The organism is Micromonospora sp. NBC_00617 (assembly GCF_045161355.1).
Classification (GTDB): domain Bacteria; phylum Actinomycetota; class Actinomycetes; order Mycobacteriales; family Micromonosporaceae; genus Micromonospora.
On the sequence record NZ_CP107751.1, the window covers coordinates 7,062,170 to 7,078,021 of the forward strand.

General features: G+C 69.5%; 10 protein-coding genes. 3 read left to right on the top strand and 7 right to left on the bottom strand.

The annotated features are described in order from the left end of the window. Positions 1-203: 203 nt before the first annotated feature. The gene (locus OG505_RS32860) at positions 204-5,285 is read left to right on the top strand and encodes an NAD-glutamate dehydrogenase (RefSeq protein ID WP_405429908.1); all 5,082 of its coding nucleotides are present in this window, start codon (positions 204-206) and stop codon (positions 5,283-5,285) included. A 72-nt stretch (positions 5,286-5,357) separates the two neighbouring features. Here OG505_RS32860 and OG505_RS32865 read toward each other — a convergent pair whose 3' ends face one another. Beyond that, positions 5,358-6,041: a class F sortase gene (locus OG505_RS32865; protein WP_405429909.1), complete on the bottom strand. Its 684-nt coding sequence runs from the start codon at positions 6,039-6,041 to the stop codon at positions 5,358-5,360. A 1-nt stretch (position 6,042) separates the two neighbouring features. After that, a complete protein-coding gene (locus tag OG505_RS32870; RefSeq protein ID WP_405429911.1) occupies positions 6,043-7,320 on the bottom strand; it encodes a hypothetical protein in 1,278 nt (425 codons plus the stop codon). Positions 7,321-7,905: 585 nt separating this feature from the next. Between OG505_RS32870 and OG505_RS32875 the strand changes: the two genes are divergently transcribed. Next, the gene (locus OG505_RS32875; protein ID WP_405429913.1) at positions 7,906-9,711 is read left to right on the top strand and encodes a glycoside hydrolase family 6 protein; all 1,806 of its coding nucleotides are present in this window, start codon (positions 7,906-7,908) and stop codon (positions 9,709-9,711) included. Between the two features lie 122 nt (positions 9,712-9,833). On the opposite strand, the gene OG505_RS32880 is transcribed toward OG505_RS32875, so the two are convergent. The 5 genes from OG505_RS32880 to OG505_RS32900 all read right to left on the bottom strand — a co-directional run bounded on the left by OG505_RS32880 (position 9,834) and on the right by OG505_RS32900 (position 14,041). Continuing rightward, the gene (locus OG505_RS32880; protein ID WP_405429914.1) at positions 9,834-10,220 is read right to left on the bottom strand and encodes a hypothetical protein; all 387 of its coding nucleotides are present in this window, start codon (positions 10,218-10,220) and stop codon (positions 9,834-9,836) included. Positions 10,221-10,336: 116 nt separating this feature from the next. Further along, a complete protein-coding gene (locus tag OG505_RS32885) occupies positions 10,337-10,645 on the bottom strand; it encodes a hypothetical protein (protein WP_357496068.1) in 309 nt (102 codons plus the stop codon). Positions 10,646-10,660: 15 nt separating this feature from the next. Next, a complete protein-coding gene (locus OG505_RS32890) occupies positions 10,661-12,319 on the bottom strand; it encodes a sodium:solute symporter family protein (RefSeq protein WP_405429916.1) in 1,659 nt (552 codons plus the stop codon). 223 nt (positions 12,320-12,542) lie between these two features. Further along, on the bottom strand, positions 12,543-13,430 hold the full coding sequence (locus OG505_RS32895; protein WP_405429918.1) for a hypothetical protein: 888 nt from the start codon (positions 13,428-13,430) through the stop codon (positions 12,543-12,545). Positions 13,431-13,441: 11 nt separating this feature from the next. Continuing rightward, a complete protein-coding gene (locus OG505_RS32900; protein WP_405429920.1) occupies positions 13,442-14,041 on the bottom strand; it encodes a hypothetical protein in 600 nt (199 codons plus the stop codon). 232 nt (positions 14,042-14,273) lie between these two features. Between OG505_RS32900 and OG505_RS32905 the strand changes: the two genes are divergently transcribed. Beyond that, positions 14,274-15,764 carry a catalase gene (locus OG505_RS32905; RefSeq protein ID WP_405429922.1) on the top strand — a complete coding sequence of 497 codons (1,491 nt, stop codon included), beginning with the start codon at positions 14,274-14,276 and terminating at the stop codon, positions 15,762-15,764. The last annotated feature ends 88 nt before the right edge of the window (positions 15,765-15,852 follow it).

A 15,852-nucleotide genomic window follows, 5' to 3' on the forward strand; every position in this document is an offset into this window, starting at 1 on the left:
GCAAAGACGGGCCGAGCCGGTGTGATGAACATCGCGGGGCGGGGTATCCCGCAGCAGGCCAACCCCGGACCCGCAACGGGTGAAAGGACAGCGTCCCGATCCGGACGTCCGGCCAGTGGTCCGCCGACCAAGGTGGCAAGCGGCAGGCTTACGCTGGGCGGCAGAGTGACCCACAACGCGGTGGGTCGAGGGGAGTGGCACCCATGGACCGGCGTCCGGCGATGAAACCGGAACCCGACCTCCGGCAGGATGACTCCGGCCGGGACGACGACAGCTTCGATTCGGCGACCGACGGGGACGGCTACGGCCGGCTCGACACGGGCGTCACGGGGCTGACCGGGTCGAGCATCGACACCATCTACGATCTAGGCCTGCCGACCGAGGCGTTGGCCGACGACGTGGAGGACGCCGAGCTCGACGAACCGGTCCCCAACGCGGAGCGCCTGGTGGCCCAGGCTGTCGCGCTCGCCGGGGACGACCACGACGCGGCGACCCTGGTCGGCCGCTTCTGGCGGTTCGCCCCGGACGAGGAACTGGTCGGTTTCACGGCGGAGGAAATGCTCGACGCGGCCCGGGCGCACCGAGACCTGGCCCAGCAGCGGGTGCCCGGCGAGTTGAAGCTGCGCATCCACGAGCCGCACGCCGACCAGCACCACACCGTCGTCGAGATCGTCACCGACGACATGCCGTTCCTGGTCGACTCGGTGACCGCGCTGCTCAACTCGTACCACCTGGACGTGCACCTGCTGGTGCACCCGCTCGTGGTGGTCCGGCGCGAGCCGCTGGGCCGGCTCACCGAGGTCTCGGCGGACGTGGAGCCGGACGACGCGATCGCCGGCGACATCATCGAGAGCTGGATGCGGATCGAGATCGACCCGGTCCGGGACGCCGCCGAACGCGACCGGCTGCGCCGTGAGCTGCAACGGGTGCTCACCGACGTGCGGGAGGCCGTGGAAGACTGGCCGAAGATGCGTCAGCGTGCGCTCGCGCTCGCCGACGAGCTGGCCTCGGCCCGCACCTCGGACAACCGTCCGCCGGTGCCGGAGAAGGACATCACCGACTCCGTGGAGCTGCTGCGCTGGCTGGCGCACGACCACTTCACGTTCCTCGGCTACCGCGAGTACCGCCTGGTGGACGCCCCGGACGGGAACCCCGCCGACGCGGTGGACGGCAAGGCGCTGGAGGCGGTGCTCGGCACCGGTCTGGGCATCCTGCGTTCGGACTCCCCGGAGGCCCGGGCGCTGTCGTCGATGACGCACGAGGCACACGAGAAGGTGCTGGAGAAGCGCCTGCTCATCATCACCAAGGCCAACTCGCGGGCCACCGTGCACCGCTCGGCGTACCTGGACTACATCGGCTTCAAGATCTTCAACTCGAACGGCGAGGTCATCGGGGAGCGGCGCTTCCTGGGCCTGTTCTCCACCGCGGCGTACCGGACCAGTGTCCGGGAGCTGCCGGTGGTGCGTCGTAAGGTCGCGGAGGTGCTCGACCGCTCCGGCCTGAGCCAGCGCAGCCACTCCGGCAAGGATCTGCTGCAGATCCTGGAGACCTACCCGCGCGACGAGCTGTTCCAGATCAAGACCGACGACCTGTACCACGCGGTGATCGGCGTGCTGCGGATGGCGGGCCGCCGGCAACTGCGGGTGTTCCTGCGCCGCGACGCGTACGGGCGGTTCATCTCCTGCCTGATCTACCTCCCCCGGGACCGGTTCACCACCCAGAACCGGCTACGCATGCAGGACATCCTGCTGCGCGAGCTGAACGGCGTCGGGGTGGATTACACGACCCGGGTCACCGAGTCGATGCTGGCTCGGGTGCACTTCATCGTCCGTACCGACCCGACCCGGCCACCCGGCGACATCGACGCCGACCTGCTGGCCGAGGAGTTGGCCGACGCGACCCGGCTCTGGGACGACGACTACCGGTTGGTGCTGGAGCGCAAGCTCGGCGACGAGCAGGCCAAGCACCTGTTCACCCGGTACGCCGACGCGTTCCCGGAGGGCTACAAGGACGGGCACACGCCGTACGAGGCGATGAAGGATCTGGCGAAGCTGGAGCTGCTGGAGGAGCCCGGCCAGCTGGAGATGCACCTGTTCCGCAAGCAGCTGGCCCCTCGGCCCGGCGCCCGGATGCCGGGGGCCGACCTGGCCGAGACGATGGACGTCCGGTTCAAGGTCTACCGGTACGGCGAGCCGATGATGCTCTCCGCGGTGCTGCCGGTGCTGCACTCGCTCGGCGTCCGCGTGGTCGACGAGCACCCGTACGAGGTGGACCGGATCGACGGTCGGGTCTACCTGTACGACTTCGGCCTGATGCTGCCCGAGGGGCACCAGGAGCTGTCCGAGGTGCGCCCGCACGTGGAGAACGCGTTCGCGGCAGCCTGGCGGGGCGAGGCCGAGGTGGACCGGTTCAACGAGCTGGTGCTGCGCGCCGGGCTGACCTGGCGGCAGGTGGTGGTGCTGCGGGCGTACGCGAAGTACCTGCGGCAGGCCGGCACGGTCTTCTCGCAGGACTACATGGAGCAGACCTTCATCGCGTACCCGAAGCTCGCCGGTCTGCTGGTGGAGCTGTTCGAGACCCGGTTCGCGCCGGGCGAGATGAGCGCCGAGCAGCGGCAGCAGCGCAGCGGCGAGCTGGTGGAGACGATCCGAGGCGCGCTGGAAGACGTGGCAAGCCTCGACCAGGACCGGATCCTGCGCTCGTACCTCACGCTCATCGAGGCGACCCTGCGGACCAGCTTCTACCAGAAGCCGGTCGGCGGGCGGCCGAAGGCGTACGTGGCGTTCAAGCTCGACCCGCAGGCCATCCCGGACCTGCCGGCGCCCCGGCCGAAGTTCGAGATCTTCGTCTACTCGCCCCGGTTCGAGGGCGTGCACCTGCGGTTCGGGCCGGTGGCCCGGGGCGGGTTGCGCTGGTCCGACCGTCGGGAGGACTTCCGGACCGAGGTGCTGGGCCTGGTCAAGGCACAGATGGTGAAGAACACCGTGATCGTGCCGGTGGGCGCCAAGGGCGGCTTCGTGCTGAAGCAGAAGCCGGGCGACCGGGACGAGGCGGTCGCCTGCTACCAGGAGTTCGTCGGCGCGATGCTGGACGTCACCGACAACATCGTCAGCGGGCAGATCGTGCCGCCCGAGGACGTCGTGCGGCACGACGGCGACGACCCGTACCTGGTGGTGGCGGCGGACAAGGGCACCGCGACGTTCTCCGACATCGCCAACGAGATCTCCAAGAACCACAACTTCTGGATGGGTGACGCGTTCGCCTCCGGCGGTTCGGCGGGGTACGACCACAAGAAGATGGGCATCACCGCCCGCGGCGCCTGGGAGTCGGTGAAGCGGCACTTCCGGGAGCTGGGCCTGGACACCCAGACCGAGGACTTCACGGTGGTCGGCGTGGGCGACATGTCCGGCGACGTGTTCGGTAACGGGATGCTGCTGTCCGAGCACATCCGGCTGGTGGCCGCGTTCGACCACCGGCACATCTTCCTCGACCCGGAGCCGGACGCGTCCACCTCGTACGCGGAGCGGCGGCGACTGTTCGACCTGCCCCGTTCCTCCTGGGAGGACTACAACCCGGAGCTGATCTCGGCCGGGGGTGGCATCTTCCCGCGTACCGCCAAGTCCATCCCGATCACGCCGCAGGTCCGGGCGGCGATCGGCCTGGACGACGACGTCACGGAGCTCTCACCGCAGGAGCTGATGAAGGCGATCCTCACCGCGCCGGTCGACCTGTTCTGGAACGGCGGCATCGGCACCTACGTCAAGGCTTCCACCCAGACCAACGCCGAGGTGGGCGACAAGTCCAACGACGCGATCCGGGTGGACGGGCGCAGCCTGCGCTGCCGGGTGGCGGGCGAGGGCGGCAACCTGGGCTGGACCCAGCTCGGCCGGATCGAGTACGCGTTGACCGGTGGGCGGATCTACACCGACTTCATCGACAACGCGGCCGGTGTGGACACCTCCGACCACGAGGTGAACATCAAGATCCTGCTGAACACCGCGGTCGCCGACGGGGAGCTCACCACGGCTGACCGGGACGAGCTGCTGGCCGCGATGACCGACGAGGTCAGGGAGCTGGTGCTGCGGGACAACTACGACCAGGCACGGGCGATCAACAACGCTCAGGCCCAGGCCGCCTCGCTGCTCCCGGTGCACCGCCGCATGATCAGCGAGTTGGAGCGCTCCGGCGCGTTGGACCGGTCGTTGGAGGCGCTGCCGCCGGACGAGGAGCTGGCGGTGCGCAGCGAGTCCGGGCTGACCGCGCCGGAGTTCGCGGTGCTGCTCGCGTACGTGAAGATTGTCCTGGAGCGGGAGATCCTCACCGAGGGGTTGGCCGACGAGGAGTGGACGACCGACGTCCTGGTCAACTACTTCCCGACGCCGATGCGCGAGCGGTTCGCCGACCGGATGGGCCGGCACCGGCTGCGCCGGGACATCGTCACCACCGTGCTGGTCAACGAGGCGGTCAACCGGGGTGGCATCTCGTTCATCTTCCGGGTGGTCGAGGAGACGGCGGCCAGCGCGGCGGACGTGATCCGGGCGTACGTGGTGGTCAGCGAGGTGTTCGGCCTGCGCGACCTGTGGGACGCGGTCGAGGCGCTGGACAACAAGGTGGCGCCGGAGCTGCAGACCACCGTCTACCTGGACACCCGCCGGCTGCTCGACCGGGCGGTGCGGTGGCTGGTCTCCAACCGGCGTTCGCCGATCGACGTGCCGGCCGAGATCGCCCGGCTGCGCGACGGGGTCACCCGGCTGCTGCCGGGGCTCGAGGAGCTGTTCTACGGCGGCGAGCGGCAGGCCATCGAGGCGCACATCGACTCGATGACCGAACGTGGGCTGCCCCGCGAGCTGGCCGAGCGGGCCACCCGGCTGATGTACAGCTTCGGCCTGATGGACGTCGTGGAGACCGCGACCCGCAGCGGACGGGACGTCAGCGAGGTGGCCTCGGTCTACTTCGTGCTGTCCGACCTGTTCCGGGTGGACTCGCTGCTGTCGAAGATCTCCCTGCTGCCGCGCGAGGACCGCTGGCAGACCCTCGCGCGGATGGCGCTGCGCTACGACCTGTACGCCGCGCTGGCCGCGCTCACGGCGGAGGTGCTCGACTCCACCCCGGAGGATCAGCCGCCGCACGAGCGGGTGCAGCAGTGGGAGCAGTCGAACGCCACGTCGATCCACCGGGCCCGTCGGGCGATGGGGGAGTTCGACGAGTCGCGGGCGGACCTCGCAGCCCTGTCCGTGCTGCTGCGCCAGATCCGCACCCTGGTGCGGACCTCTGCCGCGGCCTGATTCGGTACGCCGGACGTGGTCCGGCCGATCGGGTGACCCCGACCGGCCGGACCACGTCCGTGTACGTCCGCCTCAGGCCGCCAGGGTGGCGAAGACGACCACGTTGTCCCGGTAGCTCCGCACCGCCTCGTCGAACTGGCCGCCGCAGGTGACCACCCGCAGGCCGGGCCGGTCGTTCGGCCCGTACACCAGCTCGGTGGGGAAGGACGTCTTCGGGTACGACTTCACCGAGTCGACCCGGAACGTCGCCGGCTGGCCGTCCGCCCGCTGCACCGTGACCGTGTCGCCGGGCACGAGAGAGCCGAGGTCGAAGAACACGGCCGGGCCGAGCTTCGCCGAGTCCACGTGTCCGACGATGACCGCGTTGCCGGTCTCACCGGGGCTCGGGCCCGGCTCGTACCAGCCAGCCTGGTCGGCCTGCTCCAACGGGGGGACCTGGACGGTGCCGTCCGGGTTGGTGCCGAGCGACATGAGCGTCGCGTTGACGCCGATGCGGGGGATCTCGATGGTGGTCGGGGCAGCCCGGTTCAGCCCGACGGGAACGTCGCCCGGCGTCGTGGCGTCGTCCCCGGTGGCCGCCGGCCCGGGGACCTCGGGGCCGGCCTGGGCGAGCGGCTGCGGAGGGCGGGGAGCGGACCTGGTCTGCAACGAGGCGCCGATCATGCCGGCGCCGATCAACGCCAGGGTGACGACGACGGCCGCGCCGGCGGTACGCCACGGTTTCCCGTGACGGCCGCCGGCCCGTGTCGCCGTCACGTCAGACGAGGGAACCATCGGTCCGCCGACGACGCATCAGAACGATCCCGCCCAGCGCGGCAGCGCCGAGCAGGCTCGCGCCACCGGTGGCCAGACCACGGTCCGTGCCGGCGCTGACGCCACCGTCACCACCGTCGACCCCACCGTGGGGCAGCACGACCAGTTCGCCCTCGCCGCACGAGCCCTTGAGCTCGTAGCGGCCCGGCTTGGCGTCCTTGTCGACCTTGGCCTCGCCGTAGAACACGAACTCGCGCTCGTGCTCCCGGCCGTTCTCGCCCTTGCCGTGGTCGCGGTCCTCGTCCGAGCCGTACTCGTCGTCGGAGCCGTACTCGTGGCCCTTGGAGTCCCAGTCCTTCTTGTCCTCGTCCTTGGACTCCCAGTCCTTCTTGTCCTCGTCCTTGGACTCCCAGTCCTTCTTGTCCTCGTCCTTGGACTCCCAGTCCTTCTTGTCCTCGTCCTTGGACTCCCAGTCCTTCTTGTCCTCGTCCTTGGACTCCCAGTCCTTCTTGTCCTCGTCCTTGGACTCCCAGTCCTTCTTGTCCTCGTCCTTGGACTCCCAGTCCTTCTTGCCTTCGTCCTTGGAGCCCCAGTCCTTCTTGTCGCGGCTGTCGTCCGCGTCCTGGCCGTGCTCCTCGCCCTTCCAGTCCTTGCTGTCCTCGTCGCCGGAGGCGTCGGCGGCAGCGCCGCCGCCCTGGCCACCGGGCTGGGCGTCATCGGCGGGCGGCTGCGACTCGTCGTCGCCGTTCTCGCCCTTGCCGTTCTCGTCCTTGCCCTCGTGGCCCTTGCCCTGCTCGTCCTTGCCGTGTTCGTCCTTGCCGTTCTCGTCCTTGCCCTCGTGGCCCTTGCCGTGTTCGTCCTTGCCCTGCTCGTCCTTGCCCTGCTCGTCCTTGCCCTGCTCGTCCTTGCCCTGCTCGTCCTTGCCCTGCTCGTCCTTGCCGTGTTCGTCCTTGCCCTGCTCGTCCTTGCCCATGTCGTCGTGGTCGTAGGAGTCCTCCTCCTCGTTCCACTCGCCGCGGTCCTCGCCCCGGTCGTCCCGCGCCGGCTTGAGCTTGACCTTGCCGGTGACCTTGGACCACACGTACGCGTGCTCCTGCCGATCCGGGCAGATCTCGAGGAGCTTGACCTCGTCGCCGGCCTTCACGACGTGCGGCTTGGCGTAGACCTTGCCGTCATCGCCGTGGTGCCCGTCGGCGAACGCGATCCCCGGCGCGAACACCAGGAGCGACGCGCCGCCGAGCGCGGCGCCCGCAACGACCTTCCCGAGCATCTTCTTAGCCATGACCTGCGTCACTCCATCCCTGTTGTCCTGAGCCCGGCGACAACCGAGCTAAGACCGACGTTAGACCGTTTCATGACCTATGAAGCGAAAGATTCGTGTTTTGACCTCTGCTGGTGGTACGCGGCTAAGGAGTGCTAAGCGGCTTTCTCGGCTCGCAGTGCCGTCTCGGGGTCCGCGCGGCCTTGCGTGCGCCCCGCGCTGTTGCCGACCCCTAGTGCCCGACCCGCGGTCGTCATCCCGGTAAGGGGCGGGCAGGTGCCGCTCGCGCTGCTCGGGGTATCGTCCGAGTTGAGGCAGGCCGCGCATCGAGCCATTGCCATGGAAGCGCTCCCATGCAAGAATCGGCGCACGCGGTTCGGGGAGCCACACCGCGCAGGCAGGTCGTCGAGGGCATCCGGTTCGCCGGGCGACAACCGGCCGCCGAGCGGTCGGCCTCGCGCCGGCCAATCACCACCACCACCGCCCGTCCGGGTCGGGCACCCCCCAATGAATCCCGTGGCGCCGGAGGCCGTCCGTGCAGGACGCCCACCGGGCCGTCTCGCCGGGCCGAACGCGAGCCCGGTCTCGCCCAAGGAGATCAGTGGCATGAATGTGTGGAGAAGGCTGTCCGGCCCACGCCGGACCCTCGCGCTCGCCGGCGCGGGCGTTCTGGTCGCCGGCGGGCTGGTGACGATCCCGGTCACCGCGGCGCAGGCCGCGACGCAGTGCGACATCGCGTACACGACCAATGACTGGCAGGGCGGCTTCACCGCCAACATCACCATCAAGAACCTCGGCGACCCGGTCAACGGTTGGACGCTCGGCTGGACCTTCCCCAACTCGAGCCAGCGGGTGCAGCAGGGCTGGTCGGCGGAGTTCAGCCAGTCCGGCAGCCAGGTCACCGCCCGCAGCCTGTCCTACAACGGCACGCTGGCCACCGGCGCGTCGACGAGCATCGGGTTCAACGGCGCGTGGAGCGGCAGCAACCCGAAGCCGACCTCGTTCACCCTGAACGGTGTGGTCTGCAACGGTGGCGGCGGTAACCCCACCACGGCTCCGCCTACCACGGCTCCGCCCACTACGGCTCCGCCTACCACGGCTCCGCCCACTACGGCTCCGCCGACCACGGCTCCGCCGACCACCACGCCGCCCGGAACCAAGGTGGACAACCCGTACGCCGGTGCGCGCGGGTACGTGAACCCGGAGTGGAAGGCCAAGGCGGATGCCGAGCCGGGCGGAAGCCGGGTCTCGAACAACCCCACCGCCGTCTGGCTGGACCGGATCGCCGCCATCAACGGCACTCCGAACAGCAGCTCGAACGGCGCGTTCGGGGTGCGGGAGCACCTGGACGAGGCGCTGCGCCAGGGCGCCGGCTACATCCAGTTCGTGATCTACAACCTGCCCGGCCGGGACTGCTCCGCGCTCTCCTCGAACGGTGAGCTGGGCCCGAACGAGCTGCCCCGGTACAAGGCCGAGTACATCGACCCGATCGCCGCGATCCAGAGCAACTCGAAGTACAGCAGCCTGCGGATCGTCAACATCATCGAGATCGACTCGCTGCCGAACATCGTGACCAACACCTCGGGTCAGCCGGGCGGCACGGTCATGTGTGACACGGTCAAGGCCAACGGCGCGTACGTCAACGGTGTCGGCTACGCCCTGGCCAAGCTGGGCGCGATCGGCAACGTCTACAACTACATCGACGCCGGCCACCACGGCTGGCTCGGCTGGGACAGCAACTTCGGCCCGACCGCCGAGATCCTGAAGACCGCCGCGGTCGCCTCCGGCAGCACGGTCAACAACGTGCACGGTTTCATCACCAACACCGCGAACTACTCGGCCCTGCAGGAGCCGTACTTCAAGGTCACCGACAACGTGAACGGCCAGACGGTGCGGCAGTCCAAGTGGGTCGACTGGAACTTCTACGTCGACGAGCTGTCGTTCGCCCAGGCGTTCCGGACCAAGCTGGTCTCGCTGGGCTTCAACTCGAACATCGGCATGCTGATCGACACGTCCCGCAACGGTTGGGGCGGCTCCGCGCGGCCCACCGGACCGGGCGCGATGACCAGCGTGGACACCTACGTCAACGGTGGTCGCATCGACCGCCGGGCCCACCTCGGCAACTGGTGCAACCAGGCCGGCGCCGGTCTCGGCGAGCGCCCCCGGGCGAACCCGGCGGCGGGCATCGACGCGTACGTCTGGGTGAAGCCTCCGGGTGAGTCGGACGGCTCCAGCAAGGAGATCCCGAACAACGAGGGCAAGGGCTTCGACCGGATGTGTGACCCGACCTACGGCGGCAACGCCCGTAACGGCAACAACCCGTCCGGGGCGTTGGCGAACGCGCCTATCTCCGGTGCATGGTTCTCCGCCCAGTTCCAGGAGCTGATGCGCAACGCGTACCCGGCTCTCTGATCGGGTAGCTCACGCGCCAACCCGCCGCCGGCAGTAGGTGAGGCACTGCCGACGGCAGGTTTCCCCGGGGTCCCCGGTCCGACCAGTACGGTCGGGCCGGGGACCCCCCTCGTCCGCCCAGGTCAGGGCACGATGCGTTCGATCGCCGCGCGACCCTGCTCGGCCAGGTCGCGACGAGCCTTCTCCATGTTCTCCGGGGTGAGGTCCTGCCCGCGGGCCATCACCAGGTCCTCCGGCTCCCAGGGCTGCTCGGCCCCGGTACGGATGTTGTCGCCGCCCGCGCCGGTCCCCGTTCCGGTGGCGCCGGTGCCGGCGGCGTACGGGTCGCCGATCAGGTCGTCGGTGTCCGGAGCGAGGTCCTCCGGCCGGTCGCGGGGCTCGGTGAAGGTCGGGGTGTCACGGTCGGGCCCGCCTCCGGTTCGCAGCTGCCCGACGGTGCTGTCGTCGTCCACCGCAGCGGCCGTTTGCGGGCTCTCCTCCAGCGGGGGTCGGCGGTCGCGATCGGTCATGGTGCCCTCCTGTGTCCGACACGGTGCCTGATCCCCCTCGCGTACCCCCTGCGGGAGAGCCCATGCGCGGCGCCGGCGCCGTCCGTGTGGACGACGCCGGCGCGGCGGGCATGGGGTCAGCTGTCGGGCTGCTGCTCGTTCGGGGACGGCGCCTCCGCCGGGCGCAGCCACTGCCAGAGCAGCATGAGCAGGCCGAACGCGAGCATCACGAGCCCGGCCCACAGGTTGATGCGGACACCCTCGGCCTTGTCGATCTCGGCCCGGCTGTCGAAGACGCCGATCAGCGTCACGATGATCCCGTACGCCACGAAGAGGCCACCGATCACCCGACGGATGTCGAACAGTCGGGCGGCGGCGGAGCGGCGTTCCTCGGCCTGGGTCTCGTCGATCAACGGGTCCTGCGCCGGCTGGCCGTCGTTGCTCATCTGCCGACTCCTTTCCTAGAAGACCGGGATGTAGAAGAGGGCCGCGAGCGCGACCGCGATCAGGCCGAGCAGCACGGGGGAGCGGTACCAGACGGCGTCCCCGGCGAGCACGTCGCCCTTCAGGTCGACGCCGCCCATCCCGTAGACCAGCCCGCGCAGCTCCTCGTCGCGCTTGGGCGCCGTGAGCGGGGTGATGATCGCGGCGACCACGACCGCCGTGACGAACGCGAGGCCCGCGCCCCAGAAGCTCTCCTCCAGGTCGGAGTTGAAGTCGACCACCCCGCCCCGGTAGAGCAGGTAAAGGGTCAGCGACACCAGCGTGCCCAGCAGCAGCGACCAGAAACCGGCCAGCGCGCTCATCCGCTTCCAGAACATGCCGACGATGAACGTGGCGAACAGCGGCGCGTTGAAGACCGAGAAGAGCGCCTGGATGTAGTTCATGATGTTGCTGAACCCGGCCGCGATGAACGCCGTTCCGATGCCGATCACCACGGCGCCGACCGTCGCCCACCGACCGATGCGCAGGTAGTACTCGTCGGACCGGTCGCGGCGGACGTACGCCTGCCAGATGTCGTAGGTGAAGACGGCGTTGAAGCCGCTGATGTTGGCCGCCATGCCGGCCATGAACGACGCGAGCAGGCCGGTGACCGCCACCCCGAGCACGCCGTTGGGCAGCAGGTCCCGCATGAGCAACGGGATCGCGTTGTTGTACTGCAGGTCGCCGCTCTCCGCGCCGAGCCCCTTCACCGTCACGAGGGCGACGAGACCGGGGATGATCGTGACCAGGGGGATGAACAGCTTCGGGTACGCGGCGATGATCGGCGTACGCCGGGCGGCGCTCATGTTCTTCGCCGACAGCGCGCGTTGCACCTCGGCGAAGTTCGTCGTCCAGTAGCCGAACGAGAGCACGAAGCCGAGGCCGAACACGATGCCGATCCACTGCGCGCCGAGCGGGTTGTCGGTGCTGGCGGTGTCCTGCCAGGCGTGCAGACCCGCCTCGCCGAGCTTCGAGTCGCGGACCGCGTCCATCAACCCGCTCACTCCGCCGACCTTGACCAGGCCGATCACGGTGACCGGGATGAGGCCCGCCAGGATGACGAAGAACTGGAGCACCTCGTTGTAGATCGCCCCGGACAGGCCGCCGATGGTGATGTACGCCAGTACGATCGCCGCGCCGACCACGATCGCCGTCCAGAGCGGCCAGCCGAGCAGCGCCTGCATGACCAGGGCCAGCGCGTAGAGGTTCACGCCGGCGATCAGCACCTGGGCGACGGCGAAGCTGAGCGCGTTCAGCAGGTGGGTCGGTCGGTTGAAGCGCAGCCGCAGGTACTCGGGCACGCTGCGGACCTTGGACCCGTAGTAGAAGGGCATCATCACGATGCCCAGGAAGACCATCGCCGGCACCGCGCCGATCCAGTAGTAGTGGACCGTCATGACGCCGTACTGGGCGCCGTTCGCCGCCATGCCGATGATCTCCAGGGCGCCCAGGTTCGCGGAGACGAACGCGAGGCCGGTCACCCAGGCCGGCAGGGAGCGGCCGGAGAGGAAGAAGTCGACGCTGGTCCGGATCGCCCGCCGGGCGGCGAAGCCCACCCCGAGGACGGTGACGAAGTACAGCGCGAGAATCAGGTAGTCCAGCCCGTTCATATTGAGCCGCAGACCGCCGCCGTCCATCCCGTCACCCCTCGTCCCGACGTTGGCACCGGATTTGATGCGCGCGCCCTATTACCCACTACGCGAGTTTTCACGCCTGCACGCCCGTTCCGGTGCGTTCGCGCCCGCTCGGGCCAGCTCGGCCTTCGACGTACGACTGGCCGGGTTTCGGGGCACTCAGCCCTCCGGGACGCCGAGGGGCGCCCCGGCCGGCAGGCCGGAGCGCCCCTTCGATCGGGTCGCCTCAGCGACCCAGTACGCGGTCCAGGAAGTCCCGGTAGTTGCGGACGGCCATCCGCAGCTGCTCGGTGTCCGCCGAGCCGGCGTCCTGCCACCCGCCGAGGGTGTTCTTCTGCGCGGCCAGTGCCGAGGCGAGAGCCTGGATGGCCTCCTCCACCAGGGCTTGAGCCTCGCCGGCGGCGGCGTGCGGATCGTCGACGAAACGCAGCTGCACGTCCCGCCAGCGGTCCCGGAATCCCTGCGCGGTGTCCCCGTCGAGGAGCGTGGCCGGTTCGGCGGCGACGGTTGAACCGGCGGGCCGCGACGTCCCGGCGGATTTCAGGGAGGCGCCGGCCGTCGCGGCGGTGACCGGTTCGGCGTCGGCGTCCGGGTCGACCATCTCCGGAGACGCGCTGCCGTAGCCGGCCGCGCCCGCAGCGTCGGGATCGCCGGCCCAGTCGGTCAGGTCGCGGTCGGTCTCCGGGACGCCGTCGCGGCGGTGCAGTTCGGCGGTGGGGTCGGCGCGCAGACCCTCCCGCTCGCCGTCCTCGGCGCCGTCGCCCGGTTGGGCGGTTCGTTCGGCCCGCGGGTCCGGCTGGTCCTGCGGGCGCGGGCTCGCCAGTGCGGACGCCGCCACCGCGTCGGCCACCGTGGTGGCGCCGAAGGTGGTCGGCAGCGGCCCCGGCTCGTGGAAGCCACCCTCGTCGTCGGGCCTGCTCCGGCGGTCGGTGTCCTCGGCCCGCTGGTCATCGGTCCGGTCATCGTCGGTGGTCGGATCGTCGAAGGTGCCCCGGTCGTCCAGGGCGTCCTCGGGTACGTCCGAGCGGGCGGCCCGGTCGCCGGTCGGTGGCACCGGTGCGGACCGGACGGCCTCCGGATGGTCGTTGCTCACCTGCTGCTTTTCGTGGCGCATCGGTGGCCTCCTCAGCGGCTCGTGGCGTCGTGCGGAGTGTCCGGGTGGGAACCTTGTTCGGGCGTGCGCTGACCGACCGGCTCCTCGCCGAGCAGGTCGGCGAAGAGGGTCCGGTAGTGCACGACCGCCTGGCGCAGCTCCTCGGTGCCCGCCTCGCCCCGGGAGTTGCGGAGGTGGATCTCGTGCGCGTCCCGGTAGTTGGTCAGCGTGCGAGCATGCTCGACGGAGAGGTGGGCGATCTGGTCGGAGAAGTCCCCGGTCGGATAGCCCTGCTCCGCAATGAGCCGGGTGACCAGTTCGTCGGCGTCGCCCACGGTCTCGCCCGGCGAGTCGATGAAGCGGATCTGCAGCTCTTCCCAGGTGGCGGCGTACCGGGCCCGCGACTCCGGGCTGAGCGGGGTGAGCGTGAGCTCGGCGTGCCGGCGTTCCCGGTCGCGCAGCTCGCGCTCCGCGGCGGACCGGCTGTCCTGCTCCTGCACCAGCCGGTCGTACTCCGGCCCGAACCGGCTGCGCAACGCGCGGCGATGGCCGATCGTCCGGACGGCCACGGCGATCGCCGCGACGATCACCAGCACGACGAGCACGATGACGATTATCTGCGTGGGCGACATGGGCTCCTCCTTCGTTACCTGGTATTCCCTCCGCGTACTGATCGCCAATCCCGATCCGAGGCACTTTCCTCGCCGGTCTCGACCGGGTGTCGCCACATTTCGGAGCGGAAACTTGACTCATTCCAGATAACGCGCTTGAGTGGGTGGTGCCCGCCGTACGCCCGCGAGCGACCCGGCCCGGCCGACCCCGGGACCGGTCAGGTACGCCGCACCACGCATCCGGAGGAGACCAATGAGCGATCCGCAGGCCGACAGGCCGACCCTCACCACCCGCCAGGGTCACCCCGTGCACAACAACCAGCAGCAGCGGACGGTCGGCTCACGCGGGCCTGCCACGCTGGAGAACTACCACTTCCTGGAAAAGATCAGCCACTTCGACCGGGAGCGCATCCCGGAGCGGGTGGTGCACGCGCGCGGCTTCGTCGCGCACGGCGAGTTCGAGGCGTACGGGACGATCGGCGACGTGCCGGCCGCCACGTACACCCGGGCCAAGCTGTTCCAGACCAGGGGCGCGAAAACCCCGGTCACCATCCGCTTCTCCACCGTCATCGGTGGCCGGGACTCCTCCGAGGCCACCCGCGACCCGCGCGGTTTCGCGGTCAAGTTCCGCACCCAGGACGGCAACTGGGACCTGGTCGGCAACAACCTCCAGGTCTTCTTCATCCGCGACGCGATCAAGTTCCCCGACGTGATCCACTCGCTGAAGCCCGACCCGGTGACCTTCCGCCAGGAGCCGAACCGCATCTTCGACTTCATGTCCAACACGCCCGAGTCGATGCACATGTTGACCTGGCTCTTCTCCCCGTACGGCATCCCGCGGAACTACCGCACCATGCGTGGGTCCGGCGTGAACACCTACCGCCTCGTGAACGCCCAGGGCGAGGGCGTGCTGGTCAAGTTTCACTGGCTGACCCAGCAGGGCGAGCACAACCTGACCCAGGTCGAGGCGGATGCCATCCAGGCCACCGAGCTGGGCCACGCCTCGAAGGACCTGTACGAGGCGATCGAGCGCGGCGAGTACCCCCAGTGGGAGCTCAACGTGCAGATCATGAGCGACGACGAACATCCCGAGCTGGACTTCGACCCGCTCGACGACACCAAGATCTGGCCGGAGGAGCAGTTCCCCTACCTGCCGGTCGGCATGATGACGCTCAACCGCAACATCACCGACCACCACAACGAGAACGAGCAGATCGCCTTCGGCACCGGCGTGCTGGTCGACGGTATCGACTTCTCCGACGACAAGATGCTCATCGGCCGGACCTTCTCCTACTCGGACACCCAGCGCTACCGGGTCGGCCCGAACTACCTCCAACTCCCGGTGAACCGGCCGCGCGAGGACGTCCAGGTCAGCACCAACCAGGGCGGCGGTCAGATGTCGTACGGGGTGGACAACCGCGGTGGCAACCCGCACATCAACTTCGAGCCGTCCTCCGTGGCCGGTCTCCAGGAGGCCGATGAGTCCTACCGGGAGTACCGGCCCTTCGTCTCCGGGCACGTCATGAAGGCCCCGATCGAGCGGCAGAACAACTACGCGCAGGCCGGCCGGCGCTTCCGCGAGATGACGGACGCCGAGCGCGACGACCTGGTGCACAACCTGACCACGCTGCTGGCCCAGTGTGACAAGCACATCCAGGAGAAGATGGTCTGGCACTTCAGCCAGTGCGACGCCAGCTACGGTCGCCGCGTCGCCGAAGGGCTCGGCATCGCTGACAACGTCTGATCCGTACCGCCCCAGCACGAGCGCCCCACCGGTCACCGGTGGGGCGCTCGTCGTGGCGGGACGCAGGCGCATTCTGCAGCGTCGATGT

What these genes read in the sequence shown, in the direction of transcription:
- OG505_RS32860 (WP_405429908.1), top strand. Translation starts at nt 204, where the DNA reads ATGGACCGGCGTCCGGCGATGAAACCGGAACCCGACCTCCGGCAGGAT.
- OG505_RS32870 (WP_405429911.1), bottom strand. Translation starts at nt 7,320, where the DNA reads ATGGCTAAGAAGATGCTCGGGAAGGTCGTTGCGGGCGCCGCGCTCGGC.
- OG505_RS32875 (WP_405429913.1), top strand. Translation starts at nt 7,906, where the DNA reads ATGAATGTGTGGAGAAGGCTGTCCGGCCCACGCCGGACCCTCGCGCTC.
- OG505_RS32880 (WP_405429914.1), bottom strand. Translation starts at nt 10,220, where the DNA reads ATGACCGATCGCGACCGCCGACCCCCGCTGGAGGAGAGCCCGCAAACG.
- OG505_RS32885 (WP_357496068.1), bottom strand. Translation starts at nt 10,645, where the DNA reads ATGAGCAACGACGGCCAGCCGGCGCAGGACCCGTTGATCGACGAGACC.
- OG505_RS32890 (WP_405429916.1), bottom strand. Translation starts at nt 12,319, where the DNA reads ATGGACGGCGGCGGTCTGCGGCTCAATATGAACGGGCTGGACTACCTG.
- OG505_RS32895 (WP_405429918.1), bottom strand. Translation starts at nt 13,430, where the DNA reads ATGCGCCACGAAAAGCAGCAGGTGAGCAACGACCATCCGGAGGCCGTC.
- OG505_RS32900 (WP_405429920.1), bottom strand. Translation starts at nt 14,041, where the DNA reads ATGTCGCCCACGCAGATAATCGTCATCGTGCTCGTCGTGCTGGTGATC.
- OG505_RS32905 (WP_405429922.1), top strand. Translation starts at nt 14,274, where the DNA reads ATGAGCGATCCGCAGGCCGACAGGCCGACCCTCACCACCCGCCAGGGT.